This is a genomic window from Halomonas hibernica, assembly GCF_013183775.1.
Lineage (GTDB): Bacteria > Pseudomonadota > Gammaproteobacteria > Pseudomonadales > Halomonadaceae > Vreelandella > Vreelandella citrativorans.
Genome location: NZ_VIFN01000001.1, coordinates 297,915 through 322,046 on the forward strand (window position 1 = coordinate 297,915; position 24,132 = coordinate 322,046).

Genomic DNA, 24,132 nt, shown 5'->3' on the forward strand with positions numbered 1-24,132 from the left:
CCTTGCGCCTGCACTACTCAGGACCTTTGCCTGAACGCATCGGCTTTTTACTACTCCCACGCTTTTCCATGATGGCTTTCTTTTCCGCAGTGGAGCCACTGCGGATTGCCAATCGCATCAGTGGTAAAACGCTATTTGAGTGGACACTGTTTAGCCTTGATGGCGGACCCGTAACCGCGAGCAATGAGATGGCATTATTGGTGGATCAGCCGATAGGGAGCGCGTTGGATTTACCTTCACTAGCCTTATGCGGTGGTTTTGATCCTGAGGCACATCTAAGTCGACCGTTGATGGCTTGGCTGCATCGTTTGGATCAAGCCGGGTGCGCGCTCGGCGGGTTGGACACCGGCGGCTTTTTGCTTGCAGCCGCCAAGCTACTGAAAGGCGAACGTATTACTTTGCATTGGGAAAGCCTGCCAGCTTTTCGTGAACGCTATCCCATGATTGAAACCTCTGATGAATTATTTGAGCTGGGTGAGCGTCGCTTCTCTTGCGCGGGGGGAGCTGCAGCAATGGATATGGCGTTGGAAGTTATCGCTCGACGCCATGGGACCAAACTGGCAGTCGATGTCTCCGAGCAGCTTATACATGAGCGGTTACGTAGCCGTAGCGATCAGCAGCGAATGTCATTAGCGCGCAGGCTGGGTACTCATCATCGTCCCCTTATCGAAGCTGTATCGTTAATGGAGCGCCATCTTGAGGCGCCACTGCCGTTAGCTGATATCGCCAAGCGTAGCGGGGTATCCTCCCGACAATTGCAGCGGCTTTTTGAACAGCAGCTGAATACCTCCCCGCGGCAGTGGTACCAGCAATTGCGGCTAAAACGCGCCCAGCGACTGTTGAACGAAACGGAAATGGGGGTGCTTGATATTGGTATTGCCTGCGGCTTTACATCCAGTTCAAGCTTCGCCCGCGCATTTCGTGCCCACTTTGGCCTTTCGCCCGCTGAAGTGCGTCGCCATGCTGGCAACTAAGCGCTTATTTGTCTTGTTGTCGTGTAATGTCTTCTATATGTCGCTTTATGTCGTGTGTCGAGGGGCTTACTGGGCAGACTGGTAAGATACATCTCCCTATAAGGATAAATTGATGAAGACGGCATTACAGGCTAAACAACGTTTCTATGCGCTAAGCACTACAGGCTTAGTCGCTTTGTTCATGGCTGGCTCGGCCACGGCCGGTTTGGATGAGGTGCGTTTTGGCGTTCCGCCGTGGCCGGGGGTAACGGTTAAATCTGAAGTAGCTTCACAGTTGATGGAAGCCATGGGCTACCAAACCCGGCAGCGAGATTTAGCGGTCAGCGTGATTCTTGAAGGGCTGACCCGCAACGATGTCGATGTCTATCTGGGTGGCTGGTATCCCGTGCAGACCGGGATGGTGGAGCCGCTGGTGGCGAACGGCAAGGTGGAAAAGCTGGTTTCCAATATTCAGGGTGCCAATTCAGGCTTGGTTGTACCGCAATACGTATATGACGCAGGTGTCACGTCAGTCGCCGACCTGGACGCTCATCGTGAGCGTTTCGACGGTGAAATTCAGGGCATTGAAGCGGGCACGGGAATTAATACGGCTATTTTGGCAGCCATTGACAACGATGCTGCTGGTTTGGGCGATTGGAGCCTGCGTGAGAGCTCAACCGCTGCCATGCTGGCGCAGGCTGAGCAGAAGATAGCCAATGAAGAGTGGGTTACCTTTGTGGGTTGGGAGCCACATTGGATGAACGTGAGTTTTGATCTCGCGTATCTTGATGACGCTGACGATGCGGGCATCGCCCAGATTGAGAGTACCGTTTGGACTGTTGTGCCAGCAAGCATGGCAGAAGAAGATCCGCAGCTACATCGTTTCCTTTCTCAGTACGTGGTCGATATCGAAGATCAAAACGCCTGGGTATACAGCTATAGCTATGACGATCTCCCAGCAGATAAGGTGGCCCAGGAATGGATCACCGAGAACCTGGATACCGTTGCAGCTTGGCTAGAAGGCGTTGAGGCAAAAGATGGTACTTCTGCGATTGAAGCCGTGCGGGCCGCCTACCAATAACAGGTCTGTTTAACGGGGTAACCGTGATCGTAACGCCTGGCAGAAATCTTGCCAGGCGTTTTGCATTTCAGGCAGCATGGCATGGCCGTGAAGGGAGCCGTGTACCATTGCAGCGGCATGGTGATAACCCACCTGAACTCCCTCTGCGCGCCAACGCGCCACGGTTGTTTCAAGCGGCAGCGTGAGTGGATCGTGTTCCACCGCCAGGACTTCCACTTGGGAAGCCGGGGCAGGGGTCAAACAGGGTGAGTTAAGGGCTGGGCACAGCGGTAATAAACACAGTACTACATCCTGACGACTGAGCAGCGGACCATCGGGACCCAGCGTTTGTTCGGTTAGGCCGTTAACCGGTGGGTAGATCAGCCCCAGCAGCGGTTGGTTACTCATGGCTTTATTAAGTAAAGGTGCCATGTCCATGGCTAAACGCCCGCCCGCACTGTCGCCGACTAACGCGATGGGTTTAACCACCTGGGCTACGTTGATACAGTCGCTGAGCATAGCCGCGTAGCACGCCTCAGGGGCCAGCCGATAGTTGATGCTGACCACTTCGCGGTTTAATTGATCGGCCAAACTGGCCGCAACGCCATGATGACTGCGTACTGAGCCAATCGTAAAGCCGCCGCCGTGAATAAACACGATTTGTTCAGGCGGCGCAACAGCAGGGCAGAAGCGCCTTACGGGAACGCCCGCCACGTAGTCATCCGCCACTGTCATACCCTTCGGGTCGGCTGGCGCAAACGATTGACATAAATCATCGTAGTGACGGCGCGCGTCTTGGATCGACGCCTGTTCGAGTCTGGCTAAGCCCGCCTCAAAGCGAGCAATAAAATCGCTAATAAGCATTTTTGCGAGGAATACCAATCGTACGACCTGCAAGTCCAGGCCATTCCCCAGCTGCGGCGCTGGGTAGGTTGATAATTGCCTGGGAAATGGGCTCAGGAAACCCACTGGGACGCCCGGTTTCCTGGTTGATGCCCATCAGCATCTGCTCACTGGTCGCTAAGAGATTATTGTCTGCATCCACTAGCTCGAAGAAGATATGCAGGCGTTTGGCATCGTGATCCAGTCGCGTCACTTTTACCTGCATGGATTGGCCTTCATGGGCTTCTTTCTGATAGCAGAGGTGGGTTTCCAGCGTATACAGCGTATAGCGATGGTGGTCCCGCCCCGTTGCATCCAAGCCAATGTGTACCATCAAGGCGTCCACCGCCAGGGAGAATACCCTGGCGTACTCTGCATCGTTCATATGGCCGTTGTAATCAACCCACTCAGCGGCGACCTTGGTATCCAGTATGACCATTAAATGCGTCCCTCCAACCCCTCGGCTTCGGGCCAATATTTTTGAACGAGATCAAGTAGCTCTACCAGAAAATCATCACGCCGGCGGTCAAGTTCCACGACCGGCCTGCCTGCGGCCTGGTGTTCACAGCCCTCAACCACACGATCAATCAATTCATCGGTAAGCTCTGGCGCTTCAAGCTTCGTCCAGGGAAGTTTAAGCGCCGGACCAAACTGTTCAAGCATATGTCGCATACCCTGCTCACCGCCTGCCAAGTGAAAGGTAAGAAAGGTGCCCATCAGAGGCCAGCGCAGGCCGCAGCCGTAAACCACGGCGGCATCTATCTCTTCTGTGGTGGCAACGCCATCATTGACTAAATGAAGGGCTTCCCGCCAAAGGGCTTCCATCAAGCGATCGGCAAGGTGGCCTTCAATCTCTTTGCGCACCACCAGTGGACGCATGGCTAGCGCCTTGTAGTGCGCTTGGGCTGTATCAATCTGATCTGCTTGTGTGTCAGTGCCACCGACTAACTCCACCAGCGGCAACAGGTAAACCGGGTTGAAGGGGTGCGCAACGATGACTCGGCCCGGCGCCTTGGTACAGGCTTGCTGAAGGTCACTCGGTTTGAAGCCCGACGTTGACGAACCAATGATAACGTTCTCTGCTGCAGCAGCGTCGATATTGGCAAGAATATCGCGCTTCAGTGCCAAGCGTTCCGGCACATTTTCCTGAATCAAATCTGCATTGGCTACAGCGGCGTCAAGGCTGTCAGCAAAGCGCAGCCGGTCAAGGCTGGCGCTTTCTGCCAGACCGAGGCGTGTCAGGGAAGGCCAGGCATTTTCAACAAAGACGCGCGTGCGCGTTTCAGCACTGGGGTCAGGATCGAAAGCGACGACCTCCCAGCCCTGAGCAAGTGCGCGGGCAATCCAACCATTGCCGATAACACCCGTACCAATCACCGCGAGTTGGTGGCTCATGCATCACCTCCAGTGACGATGGTGCCTGTGTTCGGGTCGCGTAGCTTAAGCTGGGTGCGAGTTTCGGCGGGAGACATTATGCGGGCGCCAAGGTTATCAATGAGCGTGGCGGCCTTTTCAACCAGCTGCCCATTAGTCGCCATAACGCCTCTCTCTAAATAGAGGTTATCCTCTAGCCCGACGCGCGCATGGCCGCCCAAAAGCATGGCCTGAGCGAGCATCGGCATTTGATGACGGCCAATGCCAAATGCGGCCCAGTGCGCTCTACCGGGTAATTTGTTGCGCATGGCTAGCATTGTTTCGGGGTCTGCTTCCGCACCCCAGGGAATGCCCAGGCAGAGCTGATAAAGGGGATCACCATCTATAAGCCCTTCCTGCTGCAACTGGCGGGCAAACCATACATGGCCAAGATCAAAGCACTCCAATTCGGGCTTAACGCCTGCAGCCTGTACCAGGCGGGCATGCTCGCGAAGCCAGTCAGCGGTATTTACATACACCATATCGCCAAAGTTAAGGCTGCCGCAGTCCAGGGTGCACAGTTCTGGCAGCAGCTCACCTACCGGAGCATGGCGCTGCGCAGGTGTTTGGATGTCTGTACCTGGGCCGCCTCGAGTGGGGTCTTCAGTGTCGGGAATCCAATCACCACCGCCACCCGCTGTGATATTCATCACAATGTCGGCATCAGCCTCGCGCACACGCGTCATCACTTCACGAAAGTGCTCTAGTGAGTGGCTGATGCCACCGGTTTCCGGATCACGTACATGTATATGGGCAACGCTGGCGCCTGCTTTTGCCGCAGCGATACAGTCGTTCGCGATCTGTTTGGGCGTAATCGGAACGTTAGGATTTTTGCCGGTCGTATCGCCTGCGCCGGTGACTGCACACGTCAGAATTACGTTGCGATTCATACGCTGCTCCTTTTAAAACTGATATTCGTAAAGAACATCAGTATGGCGAGCGTAGATGGTTGATTATTGACTTAAGGCGACACTGTAAATACAGCAAGCGACAATAAAGCACTGCTATAAGCACTAGCGAAGCGCTTGTTTTAATGATTTCGTTTTGCCTGTAGTGCCGTGGTTAAAAGGGGTATAACCGCTTTTTACGCAAAAGCGTTTTATTGACGCAGCTCATACATTGGCTCGGCAAAACCTGATATTTTAAAGGTGTATTCAATATGAATCTTTAGTAGGACGTTGAAAAGAGGCCATTATGCTGACACAGGCACAAGAACAGATCATTGCCGCCACGGCTCCCGTGGTAGCGGAACATCTCAACACGATTACCGCGCGTTTTTACCCGCTGATGTTCGAACGCTACCCGCAGGTCAAGTCACTGTTCAACCAGACACACCAGAAAGACGGTGGGCAACCGCGCGCGCTGGCGGCCTCGATTCTTGCCTATGTGGGCGTGCGCCAGAATCCGCAAACGGCGCGCCAGATCATGGAAACCGTGGTGAACAAGCATGTGTCGCTGGATATCCAGCCCGAGCACTACCCGATCGTGGGCGAGTGCCTGCTGGTTGCCATCTGTGAGGTGCTTGGCGACGCCGTGACGGCAGAGGTGGCCGATGCCTGGGGCGCGCTTTATCAAGAGCTTGCCGATCTTCTCATCGACCTGGAAGCCAAGCGTTACCAGGAGTTTGAACAGCTGCCCGGCGGCTGGCGGGGCACGCGGCGTTTTCGTATTGCCGCTACGCATCAGGAGAGCCGTGTTATCCGCTCGTTCATTCTGGAGCCTGAAGATGGTGGCCCGGTGGCCGACTATTCGCCGGGGCAGTACATCGGGGTGAAGCTGAATATCGACGGCGTACAAGCGTCCCGCCATTACAGTCTTTCTGATGTGCCCAACGGCCGCTCCTACCGGTTATCCATCAAGCGTGAACCGCACGGTGTGGCCAGCCGCTTTTTCCATGACCAGCTGACGGTAGGTGATGTGATCGAACTATTACCCCCTGCCGGTGAGTTGACCCTCAAGAAAGGTGACGAGCCTCTGCTCTTGATCAGCGGCGGCATCGGCCAGACACCGCTGTTGCCGATTGCCAAACAGGCGCTTAGCCAGGGTCGCCAGGTTACCTACCTGCATGCGGCTATCGATATGGATAGCCGTGCGTTTGCCAAAACTATTGATGAGCTGGCCGCCGCCAACCCTGATCAGTTGACCGCAGTTACCGTGCTTGAACAGGGCAGCCAGGGGGACCATCAGGGCCGGATAAATGAAGCCGTGCTGGCCAAGTATCTAGCACCTAACAGCCGCTGCTACTTCGTTGGCCCCCATGGTTTCATGGCGGCGATCAACCAGAGTCTGGAGCTTTTGGGTGTCGCGGAGACCCATCGTCACTTTGAGCATTTCGGCCCGGCCAAAGCGCTAAACGCCGCTTAGCCAAACCGCCCCTTTCACATGTAGCTTAGTGTGAGGGGGGCGGCCTCGAATTTATGAGGCACTTTTCTCTTCGGCTAACTGCCAGATATCTTCCCACTCCCAGCCATCCTTCTGAATATAGGCGAGCAGTACTTTTTGAGAGTGATCGCTTAATCCCTCCTGCATCTGTTTTTGTGATGCATCGAATCCCGGTAAGGTCTTGTAGGCCTCAAGAGCTGGAAAAGGCGGCAAATGCGGTGCGGCGTGGATGAACGCACTATCCAACGTATCAAGAAATTGATCGATGACGCGCAGCGTTATAGTGAACTGAGTGTGGGTGGCAGCGCTAAGGTCAGGATTGGCGATGGTTGCCAGTATGAGCGCCTGATAAAGCCGCGCTAACGCTAACGGGAGTGATTTCTGGCTACTGCCCGCGTGGTAATAGTGAAGAATAGGGTAGGCGAGGTGCTGTTGGCCAAGTGTGCTGATAGTTTGCTGAATAGGCGATAGCTGCTGGCTTAAGCTGGTAAATTTCCCATTGTCATGGGTGGTGTTAAGAACTTCTAGCGGGCTTTCGCCTAGCGCACTGATAGACAGCGCTAAGTGACGTTTTTGGGTAACGTTAGAAACGATATTAAGCATGTAAGTAATCGACAGCGTAAACAGGAAAAAGCCATTGGCTGCTGCCAAGGTGGGGACCAGGCGCCAGCGATCATTACCCGGCACAAAATCGCCATAGCCCAGTGTGGTAAGGGTATAACCGGTAAAGTAGATACGTTCGACCAAACTGGCCGATGCCTGGGTGTTGGCATTCACAACAGCATCTGACCCGCCACAGAAAACCAATAGCCAGCCCAGCCATAACGTTATTACCCAGACTAAAAGAAGCCCGATCGTTATCCATGGGCCCGCGGCGGCGAGTAACCAATGACAGCGCCGGGTTCGATGAATCAATAGCAGTATCGACCAAACACCACTAATCAAGCGATTGGTGACGGGCCCTGAGTGAGAGGCGGAAAGCGTGGTACGAATGGCATCAAAATTGGCCAGCGCAACAAGAAGAACGCCTATCACGCCAGCCAGTGTGCTTTCTGTCATATAGAGCGTCCTTTCGATCATTTATAACGACGTTAGTCGGCCATATTGGTTTATGGCGGGGTGGCGTTGGCAGGAGAAGGTATGTGTTCCTCATTAGGCCAGGCAGTAACGACGACTTCATAAATACGCCAGTCGTAATTATTAAGGTGCTGTGAGGCCTCTTTAAGATGGCGCGCCAGGTCATCGTTACTATGCGGGGTTACAAAGGCTTCTCCGCTGAAGATTGGGCCTTCTTCGCGTAAGCGTACTGAGGCGGCGGCTACCCAGGGCATGGCCCGAAGCTCGGCTTCCAGCGCTTCTTCCATGTATTCCGGTTTTTCGCGAGAGGTAAAGTGAGGGCGGCGGTCAAGTAGGTCGCCTACGGCTTCTTTTAAATTGGTAATACCATCCTTGGTAACATCCAGGGCGATAATGGCCGCAGCCGCTGCGTCCGCCCACCAAAAGCCGGCTCCCACACCCAGTACACCAACGATGGCAGCCATCCCTGTCATCCAGTCGGCTTTGCTCATCTTCCCATCGGCAAACACGGTCTTCTCATGCACTTTTGCCGCGGCTTTGGTCTGTAAGCGCCCGATAATGACAGGTGGAATAACGCTGTAAATCAGCACGCCAACCATCACCCAACCCATCCATATCGTTTCACCAAACAAGGTAATGGCGCCGATACTCGGGTGTTCCTGATGGACAAGCTTAAGCAACGAATCACCCAGTAGAAACAGTCCCATCGCGCTTAGCGCAGTTGCCGTGCATAAAAAGGCAATAATAGTGGCGCGTTGATACCCATAGGGGTATGTCTCATTAGGCGGACGTTTGCGAAACCGCACGGCCAACAAGAAGGCAATAGGCGGAATGAGCGACAGCATGTCTTCCAGCCACGCGACTTTCATTGCCTGGCTGTTTCCCAGTACCAGCGCGAGCACCGATACAATGGAAATACGAAATGCTAAATTCCACCATTCAAGGCGAATGAGATAGTTGAGATCCTGCTGCTTATCCGGTGGCAGGTGATATAGCTTGCGTATTTTCATCGGCCTGCCTCCAGGCGTTGAAGGCGTTGTTCAATATCAGGGTAGCTATTTAAATGCCGTTGCACGGCAAGCATCCAGGCATTTTCGCCTTTGGGCAGCGCCATGACATGTTGATCGGTCGCGATTTCCCAGTCGCCTATTTGGTAGTTATGCGCATGAAGCCACCATGATGGGTTGGCGACCGCTTCATTTTGAGTGCCAAGGTCTGGGGTAGGGCGAGGGATTGCACCCTCTTTTTTAAGCGCGCGAGCGATATGGTTAACAACCGGAACGGTCACCTCAACACCTTCCAGGTTGCTGGGTATTGGGGTGCCCTCGGGCACGCCGACTAAATAGCGGCTCTTATAGTAAGCCTTAGTGGGCGCGGCGAGCGCGCTTACATTTGAATCCTGGGTAAGGCCACCGATCACCAAGTCCAGCTGGTAGTGAGATAGCGCTGCTAACAGATTGCCTTCGCTATCCCAGTGCCAGTTGATGGTGGCGTCCATATTTTCCGCAAGCGCCTGGATTATTTCGACTTCCAGCCCGGCCGGACCCTGGTCGGTATTAATGACCCAAGGTGGATTCTCAGAAAGACCAATGTTCAGCTCGCCGCCCTGCATATCTGCCATGGGGCGCTCAATATTGACCGGGTAACGGCAACCGGCCAAAGCTAACACCGCCAAAATGATCAGTCTGCTGGGCCGAAAAACGAATGTTATAAAGCTGTCCTTGCTTTGCATCGTTAAGCCGCTTCCGTTAAGAGGGAATCTATATAATAGCTAATAAATAAAACCTATAAAAAAAGTGAGCATGGGTTCGCTCAAGCCCTGCTCACCTCATAAGTTAGGCGTATTGAACTGTTTTTCAACTTAATTGCTAAAGCAGAACGGTATGTGGGTTCTGGCTGAGATTTCGGTTTAGGCCACCATTGATGCACATAGACTGGCGCAGCGGTGGCACGCTTGAGCGCATTCCTGGCAATGATCAGCTTCATGTTGCCCACATTCGTCGCCGCACTTTTGACAGATATCCGCACACAGCTGACAGATGTCCTGAGCATACTCGCTGCCTTGGGCCATAAAGGCGACGGCCAGGCGACAAATTTGTGCGCACTGTATATCCAGGCGAATGCATTCCGCCATGTTGCCAAGAGTGGGTTCCTGAAGGCAGGAAGTAGCGCAATTATCGCAATAGACCGCACATATATTGCAGGCTTCAATGCACTCTTTAAAATTCTGTATGCTCATAGTAAACCTCTCCTGTTAAATATACGTCCTTAAGCCGGGCGCCGTTTATAAAATAATAAGGGGCTAGTTTTTCATTCTATAAGTCAGTTAATAATAGGGGCTGGGTTAGATGTTTGCAGAAGATTAAATAATGTTTAACTTGTTTTAAATTCAATGATTTTGTTTGTTGTTATTTTCTGAAGCGCTTTTAAAAATAGGTCTAACGTCCAAGTAGGCGACTTAGTGGATATTTAAGTAACCTGATTTTAAAGGCAAGAGCGGTCGTCCAGCGGCGCTCTTGCAATCTTGAATAGATGAATAAACTCAAAGTTTACGTTTGCTCAAGCAAGCAGAGGTTAAATCCTGGATAGTAGTGAACCCTAACAGGCCCAAGGTCCTGTCTACTTCTCCTCGCAGTAGATTAAGCGCATGCTGCGTACCCGCCTGACCACCAGCCGCTAAACCATAAAGCGTGGCTCTTCCAAGCCACACGGCGTCTGCTCCTAGCGCCAACGCTTTTATAATATCGGTGCCGCGTCGAAAGCCGCTATCCACGAATAAATGACAGCGCTCGCCTGTAAAAGCTTTAACCTCGGCCAGTGTATCCATGGGTGAGAGCGAGTGATTAAGCTGTCGTCCACCGTGGTTGGAAAGTACGATGCCATCGATACCCAACCGTACGGCCTGTTCAGCTTCTTCCGGCGATATAATTCCCTTTAGAATGATCTTGCCTGGCCATAAATCACGCAGCCAGGCGATGTCTTCCCAGTTGAGCGATGGGTCTAGCTGCGGGCCAATTATCTGTGAAGCACCTTGAGCGTTACGTTTATCGGGTGGCAGCAAATCATCCAGGTTTTTAAACGTAGGCAGGCCATCGGGTATCAGCACATCGCTCATCCAGCCTGGTTTGGTGAGTAGGTGAAGCAGGTTGGGCAGGGAGGGTTTCATGGGGCGGCTAAAATTGCGTACATCCCATTCGCGATTCCCGTAAATTGCGCTGTCTGTCGTTACAACGATGGCCTCAAAGCCTGCATCAACACAGCGCTGTATCATCGATTTAACAAAGTCGCGGTCACGATAAAAATAGATCTGCATCCAGGCGGTAAGCCCTTCGATGGCAGCGATGTCTTCAAGGCGTGTAGTTGAAACGCTGCTTAGCACGAAAGGAATGCCGGCATCACGGGCGGCATAGGCTAGTTTTAAATCCCCATCACGCGTCAGCATGCCGTTAAAGCCCGTTGGCCCAATCGCCAATGGCATTTGGTAAGAGCGGCCAAACAATGTCGTGCTTAAATCGCGTGCACCTACGTTAGTCATCGTTTTAGGTTCAAACAGGTATTGATCAAACACAGTGCGATTATGATGCAGCGTATGTTCGTCATCGCTTCCGCCATACACATATTCAAACACGAAGTTCGGCAGTCTTTTTTTGGCGATGCGTTCAAGGTCGTTGATGTTTATTGATTTCTTATAGTTTGAACCCGTGTAAAGCTGGCGTTTCATGTGCGTTACCTTCAACCAAAGTATAGGGCGTTTAGGCTTTTGTTTATCTCGCCATACTACCATACTAGTTGTATCAGATAAGGGCGTCATGCCCCTTTACCCAGGCGGCGGCAGATGAGTGATACAAACACTACGCTACAAGCGCTATGGCAGGAGACGTCGGAGACCGAGTCGGTGCGTCAGCGTCTTTACCAGGTACTGCGCCAGTCGATTATTCAAATGGTGTTGGAACCTGGCCGAGCGCTGTCTGAAAAAGAAGTGGCGGACGCTTTTTCGGTCAGCCGTCAGCCGGTGCGCGAGGCCTTTATCCGCCTTTCTGAAACAGGGCTCGTCGAAGTCCGGCCACAGCGTGGTACTTATGTGGTCAGAATATCTCAGCGAGCAGTGCTTGAAGCGCGCTTTGTACGTGAGGCGGTTGAGGTAGCGGTAGTGCGTCAGGCAACGGTCAAAGGGCTTCCCGACGAAGTGCTCACCGAGTTACACGACTTGCTGGAGCGCCAGCGCCGCTGTATTGAGCCGCACGACACCATTCGTTTCTACCGTCTTGATGAGCGTTTTCACAAAACGCTGTCACTGGGCGTTGGGCAACAGGCCGCCTGGAAGGTTATCGAAGAGGTGAGGGCACAACTGGATCGTGTGCGCTACTTAAGCGTTCCTGACACCACACCGATTGCCCGTTTGATTGAACAGCACGCCGATATTATGGCGGCTATTGAAGCCCGCGACGTAGCGCTTGCCGAGCAATCCATGCGGCGCCATTTGCGTGAAATTTTTGTTTCACTTCCCGATCTAGTACAGCGGTTTCCCGAGATGTTCGATACTCAGGAAACGGTATCCCTCATTGAGGAGGCAACCCCATGAAAATCGAACACGCCTATACCATCGTCACCTCGCCGGGGCGCAATTTCGTTACCTTAAAAATCGTTACCGACCAGGGTACCTACGGTATCGGAGATGCCACGCTAAACGGTCGGGAAATGGCCGTGGTCGCCTATTTGGATGAGCATGTAATCCCGGCCTTGATTGGCCGTGACCCTCAGCGCATCGAAGACATTTGGCATTATCTGTATCGCGGCGCTTACTGGCGCCGTGGCCCGGTTACCATGAGCGCGATTGCCGCTGTCGACATGGCCCTTTGGGATATCAAAGCGAAACTCGCGGGTATGCCGCTTTACCAACTGCTGGGCGGCAAGAGCCGCGACCGCGTGATGGTGTATGGCCACGCCACAGGGCGCGATATCGATTCGTGCCTTGAAGAGGTCGCCCGCCATGTAGACGAAGGCTATAAAGCCGTGCGTGTGCAGGCCGGTGTGCCGGGTATCGCAAGTATTTATGGGGTTGCCAAGAAAGACGGCGAGCCCTACGAGCCTGCGGATGCCGATTTACCCGCCGAGCACGTATGGAGTACCAGCAAGTACTTGAACCATGTGCCCAAACTGTTTGCTGCCGTACGCGAGCGTTTTGGTGATGATCTGCATATTCTGCACGATGTTCACCACCGCCTAACGCCCATTGAAGCAGCCCGCTTGGGCAAGGAAGTTGAGCCTTATCATCTTTTCTGGCTTGAGGACTGCGTACCGGCTGAAAACCAGGAGGCGTTTGGTCTTATACGTCAGCACACCACCACACCGCTAGCGGTAGGTGAGGTATTCAATAGTATTCATGATGCCAAAGCGCTGATCGAAAACCAGTGGATCGACTATATTCGTGCCACGCTGACTCACGCTGGTGGCATCACTCACGTGCGCCGTATTGCTGATTTAGCGGGTCTTTACCACGTGCGTACCGGTTTCCACGGGCCGACCGATCTTTCTCCGGTGTGCTTGGGGTCAGCTATTCACTTTGATACCTGGGTGCCTAACTTTGGTATTCAGGAGTACATGCCGCATACCAGCGCGACTAACGAAGTGTTTCCTCACGATTACCGTTTTGAGGATGGCCACTTTATCGTGGGCGAAACGCCTGGGCATGGCGTGGATATCGACGAAGAGCTTGCCAAGCAATATCCCTATAAGCGTGCCAGCCTGCCGGTTAACCGGTTGGAAGACGGCACTCTTTGGCATTGGTGACCTAACGAACGGGTAAGGAGTTTTGCATCCATGAAAGCATTTCAGGTCAAGGCGCCCCATGACTACCAGGTCGCCGATGTTGAAGTACCCACCGCCGCCGCAGGCGAAGTACGGGTGCGCGTAGCGTTTGCCGGTATCTGCGGTTCGGACATGCATATTATCCACGGCGATAACGCCTTTGTGCGCTTTCCGCGTATCACGGGCCACGAATTTGCGGGCGTTATTGACGCGGTTGGCGAAGGCGTAGCGGATGTAGCCGTGGGGGATCGCGTCTGCGTTGACCCGGTTATTAGTTGCGGCACCTGCTACCCCTGCCGCATTGGCCGCCCCAATGTGTGCGGCGCCCTTGAAGTCATTGGCGTACACCGTAACGGCGGTTTTGAAGAGTTCGTGGCGGTGCCCGCAGCGAATGTTCACAAGCTGCCGGATCATATCAGCCTGGACGCCGCTGCCCTGGTAGAGCCCTACACCATTGCCGCCAACGTGCTGGACCGCATGCAGCCGCACCCCGGTGATCGGCTGCTGATTTTGGGCGCAGGCGTGATCGGCATGACGATCCTGCAGATGGCTCGGGCCTTGGGCATTGAGGAGATCATCGTTACCGATGTTATCAATGAGCGCCTGGAGGCTGCTAAAGCGTTGGGCGCCACGCACGTTCTCAACAGCCGTGAGCAGGATGTCGAAAAAGAGGTGCTGGCCCTAACCCAGGGTGAAGGCGTACCGCTGATTGCCGACGCTGCATGTGTGCCGGCGCTGCTTCCCCAGATGCTGCGGCTGGCATCGCCCGCGGGCCGTATTGGTCTGCTCGGGTTCAGCGTTCAGCCAAGCGATCTGGTGCAGCTTGAAGTGATCAAAAAAGAGCTGACGCTGGTCGGCTCACGGCTTAATAATCGTAAGTTTCCGGAGGTGCTAGCGTTAATGGCAAGTGGCAAGCTGGACCCGTTGGCGTTGGTTAGCCATCGGTTACCGCTGAGCGATATGCCGGGTGCTATCGATATGCTTGACCACCGTCCTGAAGAAGCTCGTAAAGTGCTGATTCAAGTCAGTGCTTAACGACGCCCATTCACATTAACCATTCACATTAACTACGCGCACTAACAATCAACAATGCAAAGTGCAGGAGCGATAAAAATGATCAAGAAGCTATTAACCAGTGCGGTACTTGGAACGGTTCTTCTCAGTGCGCAATCCGCGCTGGCCGCCGACTACACGCTACGCTTTGGCCACTTGGCCAACGAGCAGAATATCTGGCACCAGGCGGCCGAGAAGTTCAAGGAAGAAGTAGAAGCCAACTCTGACGGCCGTATTGAAGTTCGCCTTTACCCCAGCGAGCAGTTGGGTAGTGAAATGGATGTGATCAACAGCATTCAGCTGGGCACAGCGGACATGACGATTACCGGCGAGAGCCTGCAAAACTGGGCGCCCAAGGCGGCCATGATGGCCGTGCCTTATGCCTTCCGGGATTCTGAGCATCTGCATGCCGTCGTTAACGGCGAGGTCGGTGCCGAGATTGAAGAGCAGATCATCGAGCGTACCAATCTGGTGCCGCTAGCCTGGTTTGAACGTGGCCCTCGCGAGCTGACATCCAATCGACCTATCCGCACGCCGGATGACCTGGACGGCTTACGCTTGCGCGTGCCTAACGTGCCGCTGTTTGTAGATACCTGGCAGGCGATGGGCGCACGTCCTACCCCAATGGCGTTCAGCGAAGTGTTTACCGCGCTTCAACAGAACACCCTGGAAGGTCAGGAAAACCCGCTGAGCCTGATCGAAAGCGCCAGCTTCAATGAGGTTCAGGACTACGTGAACATGACCGGTCACGTGCGCAGCTGGATCTACGTGGTGATTGGCCGTAATCAGCTTGAAAAAATGCCTGAAGAGCTTCAGCAGGTAGTGCGCGACGCGGCTGATACCATGCAGGCTTACGAGTCCGAGCTGTTTGTAGAAGACCAGGAGCGCCTGGAGCAAGCCCTTCAAGAGCGTGGCATGGAATTCATCGAAGTAGACGTGGATGCCTTCGCTGAAGCGGCCCGTCCGGCGGTGCTGGAAGCCCTGACACCTGAACAGCGTGAAATCTTCGACGCCATTCAAGACCTGTAAGACGGTTGGTAGTGAGAATGGGCTGGCCGCGTGCCAGCCCATTCTCAGTTTGCAAGTTCTGTCTGCAAGAGCAGTCTGTCCCATGAGGATACGTTTATGAGCTCGGATCAAAAAGCGCTTGAACAAGAAGCGTTGGAGAGTCTGGATTCGATGTCGGCGGTGCCCAAGCTGCAAGGCCCCATCGGGCGCCTGATAGGCTGGGTGGATGCCTGTTTTCTTACTCTTTCAGTACTGGCGCTGGTCGCGATTGCCGCTACGGTGCTGCTGCAGGTGAGTTCACGGTTATTCCTGCCGTTTTCCATCGCCTGGACCGAAGAGCTCTCGCGCTATCTGTTTATCTATATGGTGGCGCTGTCGGTTGGGGTAGTCATGCGCCAACACCGTAATATCAGCGTCGAGCTTTTCCATCATATGCTTGGCCCGCGCATGAAAGCGGCGTTTCAAGCGCTGATCTGTCTGATGATCGGCGTGTTTGCTTTTCTGGTGCTGCCTTATGCCTGGCAGTACGCCCAGAACGGCACTTGGCAGACATCCCCCACACTGCGGGTGCCCATGCTGTACATCTTTTTCTCAACAGTAGTCACCTTTGCGCTGCTCCTGGTTTATAGCGTACTGGGATGTCTTGAGGGAATCATCGCAATGTGTCGCTCCTCTGCCTCTCGTGAACAGGAGTCGTAAGCATGGAAGTCATTATTTTATTCAGCGTTTTCCTGATACTACTGTTGGTGGGCATGCCTATCGCCTTTGCGCTCGGTATCGCTTCAATGTCGTATCTACTGATGGAAGGCATTTCGCTGACCATCGTGCCCCAGCGCATGTACGCGGGCATCGACACCTTCGTTCTGCTGTGTATTCCGGGCTTCGTGCTGGCCGGTAACTTGATGAACGTGGGCAATATTACCGAGCACATCGTGCGCTTCTCCAATGCCTTGCTTGGACATATTCGCGGCGGCCTGGGCCTTGCCAACGTGGGCGGCTCAATGATTTTTGGCGGTATTTCCGGCACCGCCGTGGCGGACTCGGCGAGTATCGGCTCGGTGATGATTCCCGGCATGGCGCGCTCGGGTTACGACAAGCCGTTTGCCGCTGCCGTTACCGCCGCCTCATCTACCGTTGGGCCGATTATTCCTCCCAGCGTGCCGATGATTATTGCAGGCTCGTTAAGCGGTATTTCGGTTGGACGGATGTTTCTGGCAGGCGCGGTCCCCGGCCTTTTGATGGGCTTGGCCATGATGATCACGGTGTACATTCTCGCCGTGCGCCGGGGCTATCCAAAAGAGAAACGGGTGCCGGTCCTGCAGCTTCTGCGTGAAGCGAAAACAGCCTTCTGGGCACTGTTGATGACCGTGATCATTCTTTACGGCATCATCGGCGGCTTCTTTACGCCTACCGAAGCTTCGATTGTGGCCAGTCTTTACGCCTTGGTGGTAGGCATGTATGTCTACAAGGGGCTTACCTGGCGCAAGCTTCCGGGCATTCTGGTGGACACCGTTCTGACCTCGTCAGCGCTTTTGCTGATGGTGGGCCTGGCCAACCTGTTCGGCTGGATCCTGACCAGCGAGCAGATACCCCAGATGATCGCCACGCTGATTCTCTCCATCAGCGAAAACCCGCTGATCGTGCTGCTGATTCTCAACCTGATCCTGCTGTTCGTTGGCGCCTTTATGGAAACCATCGCCGCGCTGATCATTCTCTTCCCCGCGCTGGTGGGGGTGGCCACAGGTGTCGGCGTGGATCCGGTGCACTTTGCCGTAATCGCGGTGCTCAACCTGATGATCGGTCTGACTACACCGCCTGTGGGCGTATGTCTGTTTGTGGTGGCCGGTATTGGCAAGCTGCCTATGCTGACGGTTGCCCGCGCAATCGTGCCTTTCCTGCTGTGCAACCTGGCAGTACTTATGCTGGTGACCTACGTACCAGCTATTTCGCTGTGGCTGCCTAATCTGCTGATGGGGAGTAACTAGGTATGAGTGTGCAACGTATTGAGGCCGTGTCGCAAAGCGGTCAGATCGGTATCGTCCACCTTGGCTTGGGCGCATTTCACCGTGCTCACCAAGCGGTTTATCTTGAGCGCTATCGCCAGCGCACAGGCGATGGCGAGTGGGGCGTATGTAGCGCCAATTTACGCTCGAGTGTTGACCTGGTAGATAGCCTGCGCAAGGCGGGTTACCACTATCAGGTGGCGGAATATGCCGACAGCCAGACGCTGACGCTACGCGAGATCGGCGTGATTGAAGAAACGCTGTTTTCCGGCCGCGATGCGTCGGGCAACTGGGGGCGGGATAGAGACGCGCTGCTTGAGCGGCTGGCGGCGCCAGCGACGCGTATTGTCACGCTGACCGTGACGGAAAAAGGGTATTTCCTGAACCCGGCCAGCGGTGAGCTGCGCCTGGATGACCCCATGGTAGCGGGCGATATCGCCTCACCTAGCGAGCCGCGGACCGCTCCTGGCATACTGGTTGAAGCGCTGGCTCGGCGGCACGCCGCGGGCGTGGCACCGTTTACCGTGCTTTCGTGCGATAACATGCCACACAACGGTCAGCGTACTCGTAAAGCCGTGGTTAAGCTTGCCCAGCAGCGCAGCGCCGAACTTGCCGAGTGGATTGATGCTGAAGTGGCGTTTCCAAGCTCCATGGTCGACCGCATTGTGCCTGCGATGACCGACGCTGACTTTGAGCGCTTGGCTGCCTTGGGTGTTGCTGATCCTAATGCCGTGGTGGGTGAGGCATTCTCGCAGTGGGTGGTAGAGGACAACTTCCCCACCGGGCGGCCAAGCTGGGAGGCCGACGGCGTAGAAATGGTCGCCGATGTTGCCCCGTTTGAAACCATGAAGCTGCGAATGTTGAACGGTAGCCATTCTCTGCTGGCCTATCTGGGTGCTTTGGAAGGTGTTGAAACGGTGTATGACGGCATCAACCAACCGGCACTGCGCGCGCTGCTGCGCCGCTACATGCTGGAAGAAGCCGCACCGACGCTTAATATGCCCGAAGGCACTGACCTTGCGGCGTACGCTGATTCGCTACTTTCACGCTTTACCAATGACAGCTTGCGCCACCGTTTGCAGCAGATCGCCATGGACGGCAGCCAGAAGCTGCCCCAGCGCTGGCTGAGCGGCGCTCTTGAGCGTATTCAAGCGGGTCAGGCATCGCCTTGCACTGCATTAGGAATGGCTGGGTGGATTCGTTATACCGATGGCCAAGAGCTAAACGGCAAGCTTTATACCGTTGATGATCCCATGGCAAAGCAGTTTGCTGAGCTACATCAGACTCACGGTGGCCAGCCGGTCGCGTTGGTAAACGCATTTTTAGCCATGGACGAAGTGGTACCGCCCGCGTTGGCAACACATCAGCCGTTTGTCGACGACGTAGTAGCGGCCTATCGCGCCTTAACGCAAGATGGGTTAAATGCCGCGTTAGCAGCGCTAGGCATCGAAGGATAGGGAGTTATTTATGGAGCATACCTGGCGCTGGTTCGGCCCTAACGATGCGATACGTCTTGAGGAAATTCGCCAAGCCGGTGCGACCGGCATTGTGACGGCACTGCATGAAATACCTAATCACCAAGTGTGGCCGGTCGAGGCTATTCAAGCGCGCAAGAACCTGATTGAGACCGCCGGGCTTCGCTGGTCGGTGGTTGAGAGTGTGCCGGTCCATGAAGCGATAAAGCAGGGCCTGCCCGAGCGCGATGCGTTAATTGAAACGTACTGCCAAACGCTACGTAATTTGGCAGCTTGCGGTATCGACACCGTTTGTTACAACTTTATGCCAGTGCTCGACTGGACGCGAACCGATCTCGTCCATGCACTGCCGGATGGTGCGCTGGCGCTGCGCTTTGATCACACCGCGTTTGCGGCGTTTGATCTCTATATTCTTAAGCGGCCAGGGGCCGAGTCTGAGTATAGCGAAGCGGATAAGCAAATGGCCCAACGCTACCTTGAGACGCTTGATCAGACCGCCCGCGACAAGCTGGTGACGACACTGATTGCCGGGCTGCCTGGGGCTGAAGAACACTATACGTTGGAACAGTTTCGCAATGTGCTGGCGGAGTATGCCGAGATTGATGCTGAAAAGCTGCGCGAAAATCTTGGCTACTTTTTACAAGCGATTATTCCAGTGGCTGAAGAAGTCGGCATCCGTATGGCGATCCACCCCGATGATCCACCCCGGTCGCTTCTCGGTTTGCCACGGGTAGTTTCAACGCATCAGGATGCGCAGTGGGTGGTGGATCATGTGCCCAGCCCGGCCAATGGCCTAACGTTTTGCACCGGCTCATATGGTGTTCGTGAAGACAACGACCTGGTTGCCATGGCTCGCCACTTTGCCCCGCATATTCACTTTATCCACCTGCGTGCCACAAAGCGCGAGGCTGACCCACGTTCATTCCACGAAGCACCGCACCTGGAAGGTAACGTTGATATGGTCGGCGTTATTCAGGCACTGGTCGAAGAGGAGCGTCGCCGTGAAAAAGAGGGCGGGGCGCGTTTGCCATTACGCCCCGACCATGGCCACCATATTCTTGACGATCAGCAGCGTAAAACCGCACCGGGCTACCCGCTTTATGGCCGTATGCGAGGGCTTGCCGAGTTGCGCGGTATTGAGCTTGCGGTACGCCAGTTGATGGATTAAATGGTTATCTGAAGCGTGCTGAAAAGTAGCCCACCCTGAATCGGGACCTCAAAGAACCTCACTGCTTAAGCAACAGTGGGGTTCTTTTTGTCGGTGCACTCGTGTGTCGGTAATTATCTAAGCGACTAAACGGGCAATCACGCCAGGCAATTCATTGGCATGCTGAATGCTAACGGCGCCTTCGGGCGTGCTCTCTTCATCAGGAAAGTGGTTAATATGGATAACGTGCATACCTGCAGCCAACCCGGCTTCTACGCCTACGGCCGCATCGTCGATCACAATGCACTGCTCGGGCGCGTAGCCCATTGCCGCCGCCGCCTTGCGGTAAAGCTCGGGGTCGGGTTTCCAGACATTCAGGGTATAAGCACTGAATAAATTCCCTTTAAAATGGTGGCCTAAACCAGTGCTTTCCATGGCACAGCGGATCTTGCGCTCGGGGCCGTTAGATACCACGGCTTTGGCGTAGCTGCTTAATTGATCAAGCGCATCTGGAATGCCAGCGATGGGTTCAAGCTCTGCCCGCATGCGGGCTTCCATGCGTGTCCGCATACCGGCTTCAAGCGTCGCCGCCTGGTCTTCTGTGAGGGGCTGAAAGCGCGCTTCTAACGTATTGACTATCGTGTGAAAGCGTACTCCACGAAACTCCTCCATATACTGACGCGCAGAGAACGGTAGGCCGAACTCCGGAAGAATGTCGCCCATTACCTCTGCAAGGAGTACTTCGCTGTCTACCAGCGTGCCATCGCTGTCAAACAGTAGGCAGTAATCGGCGGTCGTTGCGCTGGGCGTTGCTCTGGGCATAGCAGGACTCATTGGCGTACGTCCTCGTTAACCAGGTTAATGGGAGGCTTGCCCTGTAGGGCCAAGCGAATATTATCCACGGCGCGCTGAGCCATTGCCTGGCGAGTCTCATGTGTTGCGGAACCAATATGGGGCAGGGCAACGACGTTGGTCATGTTAAGTAAAGGGGAGGTGGCTGGCAGCGGTTCCTGCTCGAAGACATCCAGACCCGCTGCTTTAATGGTGCCTTTCTCAAGTGCGTCAATTAGCGCTGATTCATCGACGACTTTACCGCGAGCAATGTTGATGAAAATACCTGAGGACTTCATGCGTGCAAACTCGTCGGCACCGATTAGGTGCTTGGTCTCTGCGGTTAGCGGGACGGTCACACAGACAAAGTCAGCTTTTTCCAATAGTTCGTTAAGCTCACAGCGCTTGGCTCCTAGCTCTGCTTCGCGTTCAGGTTTGGGAGACGCGTTGGAGTAGAGAATCGACATGCCAAAGCCAAGTGCACCGCGCCGGGCAACCGCTTGGCCGATGCGTCCAAAACCTATCATGCCCAGCGTTTTTCCGTGTACGTCGTTACCAAAGTGATCAGGGCCAAGGCTGGCTTTCCAGTTGCCCGCTTTCACCCATTCGGCAAGTTCAGTTACCCGGCGTGCTGAGGCCATCACCAGTGCAAAACCGGTATCAGCGGTCGTTTCAGTGAGCACATCAGGCGTGTTGCACAGCATAATGCCACGCTTGGTTAACTCATCCACGGGGATGCTGTCGTAACCCACCGAAATTGTCGAAATAACTTCAAGCGCGGGCGCCGCATCCAGTAATTCAGGTGTAATGGGCAGTCCTGAGCCGATAATACCGTGTGCCTTCGATAGTATGTCGAGCACATCTTGCTGAGTGGGGTCAAGTGGCCCTGAGTGCTCAATAAGCTCAAAGTGTTGCGCTAGCGTTTCTTTTAGTGGATCGCCAAGTCGTCCTGTCACAATGATACTTTTTTTCATGCTATCTCCTCGTGTTGTGATTGTTACATGTGACCCTAATGCTCAAGTTGTTCCAGCTTGTCCCTGGTGGGCAAACCTTCCATATCACCGACGACTTGTACGGCCTGGGCGCCGACCAGATTGCCACGTTTAAGCGCATCACGAGCAGTTAGGCCATCCAGTAGCGCGCTGATCGCGCCGACCGCGAAGCCATCGCCAGCCCCCACGGTATCAACAACGTTGGCGACCGGCTGGCCGGGCACGTTGATGCTTTCCAAAGAGCCTCCCAGCGTGCCGCGATAATAGCTGCCCTCTGGCCCCAGCTTGATGATAACGGCCTTGGCACCGCGCTCAAGGTAGAAGTCGGCAATCGCTTCGGGCGATTCGCAGCCGGTCAAAAGCCGCCCTTCGGAAAGTCCCGGTAGCACCCAGTCAGCAAGACTAGCCAGCTCATTTAAGGTATCACGCATGACAGCTTCGCTGGGCCAAAGTGATGGGCGTAAATTGGGGTCGAAGGAAATGCTGGCGCCGCTTTGGCGTGCCTGCTGCATCAAGTGGCGGGTTAATTCCAGGGCGCTTTTAGAAAGCGCGGGGGTAATGCCGGTAGCATGCAGATGAGTGAGCGACTGAAAATCGATGGAAGCGGCATCTTCAATGCTTAAGTGGCTGGCGGCACTGCCGCGCCTAAAGTACTCAACCCGTGGGTCGGCACCGTTTTCTGCGCGCTCTTTGAACATCAGCCCGGTGGGGTGGTGTTCATCAAGATGAATATACCGATCATCGATACCTTCGGCTTTTAAGGCCTTCTGAATAAATCGACCTTGGCTATCGGTGCCTACCCGGCTTAACCAGCCAACGTGAAAACCCAGGCGCGAAAGGCCAATGGCGACGTTATTGTCGGCGCCTGCTAAACGGCGATGAAAGCTTTCGACTTCTGCTAGATCACCCGGTGTATTCGCCACCAGCATGGCCATGGCTTCGCCAAAGGTCAGTATCCGTGGGGAGGAGAATGTTGTATTTGCCATCAGGATATTCTCTTTTTAAGGGTGTTAAGGATTTGGCTAAAGCGTTGTACTGCCGCGGATCTGTAAACGCGGCGCATGGCGGTAGCGTACGGGTGATGCCTGCGCTGAGCCGTTAAGCTGGTTGAGCAGGCAACTGACGGCAGCATGGCCGATATCATCGGTAGGCTGGGCCAGGGTGGTGATGCCTGGCGTTATCAGCTCACACCAATCCAGTTCGTCAATTCCCATTAAACCGGTAGGGCCCAAGGGGATGCCCAGCTGTTGAAAACTGCGTGTCATAGCGAGCGTGACGTTACCGTTAGCGCATAAAACAGCGCCTGGTGATGAGGCAGTGTGCTGGTTAAAGTTGGCTAACGTTTCAATGTGAGGTGCTGCCTTGTCCAGTATCAGCGTCTGACTTTTGATCCCTAAGCTCTCTGCTTGCTGGTTAAAGCGCTGTAGCCGTTCCTGGCGGGTACTGGCATGTGCAGGCGACTCACTGACATAGAGAAGGGAGCGATACCCTTGTTGCACGAGATGATTCAGTGCCATATCAATCGCTAGCGCGTTATCAAGCCCGATCACATCAACGTCAAGTTGGTGAACTTCGCGGTCAAGTAGCACGAGGGGGACACCGCTATGCATGAGTGCCTGTAACTGCGCTTCAGGCTGCCCGGTAGCATTAATCATCAAGCCCTCTACCTGATACGACGTCAACAGGCGCAGGTGCTGCTGTTCTCGTTCTGGGTCGTTATCGGTATTGCAAACGATTAATGAATAACCGTTAGCCCGAGCCGCTTGCTCTACGCCGTGGACAACTGCCACTGAAAACGGATTGCGGATATCGGCCACCAGTACGCCCAGTAGGCGCGAGCCGCCTCCCTTGAGACCGCGTGCCATTAAATTGGGCTGGTAGCCCAGCGTCGCGGCGGCGTTGGCAATGCGGGTTTGAAGGCTGGGGGTTAGCCGTTCGCGCTCCGGGCCGAAAAAGCGCGATACGCTGGTTTTAGACGTGCCCGCCAGTTTAGCGACTTCAATAAGTGTGGCGCGCACAGAGGCAGGGGGCATGTTGGCTATCCATTA

The 24,132-nt window shown here is 54.6% G+C and carries 24 protein-coding genes; 11 read left to right on the forward strand and 13 right to left on the reverse strand.

The window, feature by feature from the left end; genetic code table 11:
* Positions 1–2 precede the first annotated feature (2 nt).
* Positions 3–974 (forward strand): GlxA family transcriptional regulator, encoded by a 972-nt coding sequence (locus FKN99_RS01380; protein WP_172116221.1) that lies wholly within the window; start codon positions 3–5, stop codon positions 972–974.
* A 112-nt stretch (positions 975–1,086) separates the two neighbouring features.
* A complete protein-coding gene (locus FKN99_RS01385; protein ID WP_172116222.1) occupies positions 1,087–2,034 on the forward strand; it encodes an ABC transporter substrate-binding protein in 948 nt (315 codons plus the stop codon).
* A gap of 9 nt (positions 2,035–2,043) precedes the next feature.
* On the opposite strand, the gene FKN99_RS01390 is transcribed toward FKN99_RS01385, so the two are convergent.
* Genes FKN99_RS01390 through FKN99_RS01405 form a run of 4 tightly spaced genes read right to left on the reverse strand, consistent with a single transcriptional unit; the run spans position 2,044 to position 5,198 of the window.
* The gene (locus FKN99_RS01390; RefSeq protein ID WP_172116223.1) at positions 2,044–2,877 is read right to left on the reverse strand and encodes an alpha/beta hydrolase fold domain-containing protein; all 834 of its coding nucleotides are present in this window, start codon (positions 2,875–2,877) and stop codon (positions 2,044–2,046) included.
* On the reverse strand, positions 2,867–3,334 hold the full coding sequence (locus FKN99_RS01395; RefSeq protein ID WP_172116224.1) for a thioesterase family protein: 468 nt from the start codon (positions 3,332–3,334) through the stop codon (positions 2,867–2,869). Before FKN99_RS01395 ends, FKN99_RS01390 begins: the two co-directional genes overlap by 11 nt.
* Positions 3,334–4,290 carry an L-carnitine dehydrogenase gene (locus FKN99_RS01400; protein WP_172116225.1) on the reverse strand — a complete coding sequence of 319 codons (957 nt, stop codon included), beginning with the start codon at positions 4,288–4,290 and terminating at the stop codon, positions 3,334–3,336. The genes FKN99_RS01395 and FKN99_RS01400 overlap by 1 nt, the downstream gene beginning before the upstream one ends.
* Complete coding sequence (locus FKN99_RS01405) at positions 4,287–5,198, reverse strand: BKACE family enzyme (protein WP_172116226.1); 912 nt, start codon at positions 5,196–5,198, stop codon at positions 4,287–4,289. Before FKN99_RS01405 ends, FKN99_RS01400 begins: the two co-directional genes overlap by 4 nt.
* 304 nt (positions 5,199–5,502) lie before the next feature.
* On the opposite strand from FKN99_RS01405, the gene hmpA reads away from it, so the two are divergent.
* Positions 5,503–6,672 carry an NO-inducible flavohemoprotein gene (gene hmpA, locus FKN99_RS01410; protein WP_172116227.1) on the forward strand — a complete coding sequence of 390 codons (1,170 nt, stop codon included), beginning with the start codon at positions 5,503–5,505 and terminating at the stop codon, positions 6,670–6,672.
* Positions 6,673–6,723: 51 nt separating this feature from the next.
* On the opposite strand, the gene FKN99_RS01415 is transcribed toward hmpA, so the two are convergent.
* From FKN99_RS01415 to FKN99_RS01435, 5 genes are all read right to left on the reverse strand, one after another.
* Positions 6,724–7,749: a potassium channel family protein gene (locus FKN99_RS01415; RefSeq protein WP_172116228.1), complete on the reverse strand. Its 1,026-nt coding sequence runs from the start codon at positions 7,747–7,749 to the stop codon at positions 6,724–6,726.
* Between the two features lie 50 nt (positions 7,750–7,799).
* A complete protein-coding gene (locus FKN99_RS01420; protein ID WP_018915604.1) occupies positions 7,800–8,777 on the reverse strand; it encodes a cation diffusion facilitator family transporter in 978 nt (325 codons plus the stop codon).
* Positions 8,774–9,436, reverse strand: coding sequence for a transporter substrate-binding domain-containing protein (locus tag FKN99_RS01425; protein ID WP_318782737.1), 663 nt, complete (start codon positions 9,434–9,436; stop codon positions 8,774–8,776). Before FKN99_RS01425 ends, FKN99_RS01420 begins: the two co-directional genes overlap by 4 nt.
* A gap of 240 nt (positions 9,437–9,676) precedes the next feature.
* On the reverse strand, positions 9,677–10,006 hold the full coding sequence (locus FKN99_RS01430) for a four-helix bundle copper-binding protein (protein WP_018915606.1): 330 nt from the start codon (positions 10,004–10,006) through the stop codon (positions 9,677–9,679).
* Between the two features lie 303 nt (positions 10,007–10,309).
* The gene (locus FKN99_RS01435) at positions 10,310–11,488 is read right to left on the reverse strand and encodes an alpha-hydroxy acid oxidase (RefSeq protein ID WP_172116230.1); all 1,179 of its coding nucleotides are present in this window, start codon (positions 11,486–11,488) and stop codon (positions 10,310–10,312) included.
* 114 nt (positions 11,489–11,602) lie between these two features.
* Here FKN99_RS01435 and FKN99_RS01440 point away from each other — a divergent pair, with 114 nt between their 5' ends.
* The 8 genes from FKN99_RS01440 (at position 11,603) to uxuA (ending at position 20,282) form a co-directional block, all read left to right on the forward strand.
* Positions 11,603–12,349: a GntR family transcriptional regulator gene (locus FKN99_RS01440; RefSeq protein ID WP_172116231.1), complete on the forward strand. Its 747-nt coding sequence runs from the start codon at positions 11,603–11,605 to the stop codon at positions 12,347–12,349.
* The gene (manD, locus tag FKN99_RS01445) at positions 12,346–13,557 is read left to right on the forward strand and encodes a D-mannonate dehydratase ManD (RefSeq protein ID WP_172116232.1); all 1,212 of its coding nucleotides are present in this window, start codon (positions 12,346–12,348) and stop codon (positions 13,555–13,557) included. Before FKN99_RS01440 ends, manD begins: the two co-directional genes overlap by 4 nt.
* A 30-nt stretch (positions 13,558–13,587) precedes the next feature.
* The gene (locus FKN99_RS01450) at positions 13,588–14,610 is read left to right on the forward strand and encodes a Zn-dependent oxidoreductase (RefSeq protein WP_172116233.1); all 1,023 of its coding nucleotides are present in this window, start codon (positions 13,588–13,590) and stop codon (positions 14,608–14,610) included.
* Positions 14,611–14,688: 78 nt separating this feature from the next.
* Complete coding sequence (locus FKN99_RS01455) at positions 14,689–15,657, forward strand: TRAP transporter substrate-binding protein (RefSeq protein ID WP_172116234.1); 969 nt, start codon at positions 14,689–14,691, stop codon at positions 15,655–15,657.
* 96 nt (positions 15,658–15,753) lie between these two features.
* Positions 15,754–16,335, forward strand: coding sequence for a TRAP transporter small permease (locus FKN99_RS01460; RefSeq protein WP_172116235.1), 582 nt, complete (start codon positions 15,754–15,756; stop codon positions 16,333–16,335).
* Between the two features lie 2 nt (positions 16,336–16,337).
* Positions 16,338–17,621, forward strand: a complete 1,284-nt coding sequence (locus tag FKN99_RS01465) for a TRAP transporter large permease (RefSeq protein WP_172116236.1) — start codon at positions 16,338–16,340, stop codon at positions 17,619–17,621.
* Between the two features lie 2 nt (positions 17,622–17,623).
* The gene (locus FKN99_RS01470) at positions 17,624–19,096 is read left to right on the forward strand and encodes a mannitol dehydrogenase family protein (protein WP_172116237.1); all 1,473 of its coding nucleotides are present in this window, start codon (positions 17,624–17,626) and stop codon (positions 19,094–19,096) included.
* A gap of 10 nt (positions 19,097–19,106) precedes the next feature.
* The gene (gene uxuA / locus FKN99_RS01475) at positions 19,107–20,282 is read left to right on the forward strand and encodes a mannonate dehydratase (RefSeq protein ID WP_172116238.1); all 1,176 of its coding nucleotides are present in this window, start codon (positions 19,107–19,109) and stop codon (positions 20,280–20,282) included.
* A 117-nt stretch (positions 20,283–20,399) separates the two neighbouring features.
* Here uxuA and FKN99_RS01480 read toward each other — a convergent pair whose 3' ends face one another.
* From FKN99_RS01480 to FKN99_RS01495, 4 genes are read right to left on the reverse strand one after another with little or no spacing between them, the layout of a single operon-like run.
* On the reverse strand, positions 20,400–21,083 hold the full coding sequence (locus FKN99_RS01480) for an HAD family hydrolase (RefSeq protein WP_253926939.1): 684 nt from the start codon (positions 21,081–21,083) through the stop codon (positions 20,400–20,402).
* An 8-nt stretch (positions 21,084–21,091) separates the two neighbouring features.
* On the reverse strand, positions 21,092–22,066 hold the full coding sequence (locus FKN99_RS01485; RefSeq protein WP_172116240.1) for a 2-hydroxyacid dehydrogenase: 975 nt from the start codon (positions 22,064–22,066) through the stop codon (positions 21,092–21,094).
* Between the two features lie 35 nt (positions 22,067–22,101).
* Positions 22,102–23,070 (reverse strand): sugar kinase, encoded by a 969-nt coding sequence (locus tag FKN99_RS01490; RefSeq protein ID WP_172116241.1) that lies wholly within the window; start codon positions 23,068–23,070, stop codon positions 22,102–22,104.
* A gap of 36 nt (positions 23,071–23,106) precedes the next feature.
* The gene (locus FKN99_RS01495) at positions 23,107–24,117 is read right to left on the reverse strand and encodes a LacI family DNA-binding transcriptional regulator (protein ID WP_172116242.1); all 1,011 of its coding nucleotides are present in this window, start codon (positions 24,115–24,117) and stop codon (positions 23,107–23,109) included.
* Positions 24,118–24,132: the final 15 nt, after the last annotated feature.

Coding starts and splice junctions, on each gene's coding strand:
- FKN99_RS01385 (WP_172116222.1), top strand. CDS start 1,087: ATGAAGACGGCATTACAGGCTAAACAACGTTTCTATGCGCTAAGCACT.
- FKN99_RS01390 (WP_172116223.1), bottom strand. CDS start 2,877: ATGCTTATTAGCGATTTTATTGCTCGCTTTGAGGCGGGCTTAGCCAGA.
- FKN99_RS01395 (WP_172116224.1), bottom strand. CDS start 3,334: ATGGTCATACTGGATACCAAGGTCGCCGCTGAGTGGGTTGATTACAAC.
- FKN99_RS01400 (WP_172116225.1), bottom strand. CDS start 4,290: ATGAGCCACCAACTCGCGGTGATTGGTACGGGTGTTATCGGCAATGGT.
- FKN99_RS01405 (WP_172116226.1), bottom strand. CDS start 5,198: ATGAATCGCAACGTAATTCTGACGTGTGCAGTCACCGGCGCAGGCGAT.
- hmpA (WP_172116227.1), top strand. CDS start 5,503: ATGCTGACACAGGCACAAGAACAGATCATTGCCGCCACGGCTCCCGTG.
- FKN99_RS01415 (WP_172116228.1), bottom strand. CDS start 7,749: ATGACAGAAAGCACACTGGCTGGCGTGATAGGCGTTCTTCTTGTTGCG.
- FKN99_RS01420 (WP_018915604.1), bottom strand. CDS start 8,777: ATGAAAATACGCAAGCTATATCACCTGCCACCGGATAAGCAGCAGGAT.
- FKN99_RS01430 (WP_018915606.1), bottom strand. CDS start 10,006: ATGAGCATACAGAATTTTAAAGAGTGCATTGAAGCCTGCAATATATGT.
- FKN99_RS01435 (WP_172116230.1), bottom strand. CDS start 11,488: ATGAAACGCCAGCTTTACACGGGTTCAAACTATAAGAAATCAATAAAC.
- FKN99_RS01440 (WP_172116231.1), top strand. CDS start 11,603: ATGAGTGATACAAACACTACGCTACAAGCGCTATGGCAGGAGACGTCG.
- manD (WP_172116232.1), top strand. CDS start 12,346: ATGAAAATCGAACACGCCTATACCATCGTCACCTCGCCGGGGCGCAAT.
- FKN99_RS01450 (WP_172116233.1), top strand. CDS start 13,588: ATGAAAGCATTTCAGGTCAAGGCGCCCCATGACTACCAGGTCGCCGAT.
- FKN99_RS01455 (WP_172116234.1), top strand. CDS start 14,689: ATGATCAAGAAGCTATTAACCAGTGCGGTACTTGGAACGGTTCTTCTC.
- FKN99_RS01460 (WP_172116235.1), top strand. CDS start 15,754: ATGAGCTCGGATCAAAAAGCGCTTGAACAAGAAGCGTTGGAGAGTCTG.
- FKN99_RS01465 (WP_172116236.1), top strand. CDS start 16,338: ATGGAAGTCATTATTTTATTCAGCGTTTTCCTGATACTACTGTTGGTG.
- FKN99_RS01470 (WP_172116237.1), top strand. CDS start 17,624: ATGAGTGTGCAACGTATTGAGGCCGTGTCGCAAAGCGGTCAGATCGGT.
- uxuA (WP_172116238.1), top strand. CDS start 19,107: ATGGAGCATACCTGGCGCTGGTTCGGCCCTAACGATGCGATACGTCTT.
- FKN99_RS01480 (WP_253926939.1), bottom strand. CDS start 21,083: ATGCCCAGAGCAACGCCCAGCGCAACGACCGCCGATTACTGCCTACTG.
- FKN99_RS01485 (WP_172116240.1), bottom strand. CDS start 22,066: ATGAAAAAAAGTATCATTGTGACAGGACGACTTGGCGATCCACTAAAA.
- FKN99_RS01490 (WP_172116241.1), bottom strand. CDS start 23,070: ATGGCAAATACAACATTCTCCTCCCCACGGATACTGACCTTTGGCGAA.
- FKN99_RS01495 (WP_172116242.1), bottom strand. CDS start 24,117: ATGCCCCCTGCCTCTGTGCGCGCCACACTTATTGAAGTCGCTAAACTG.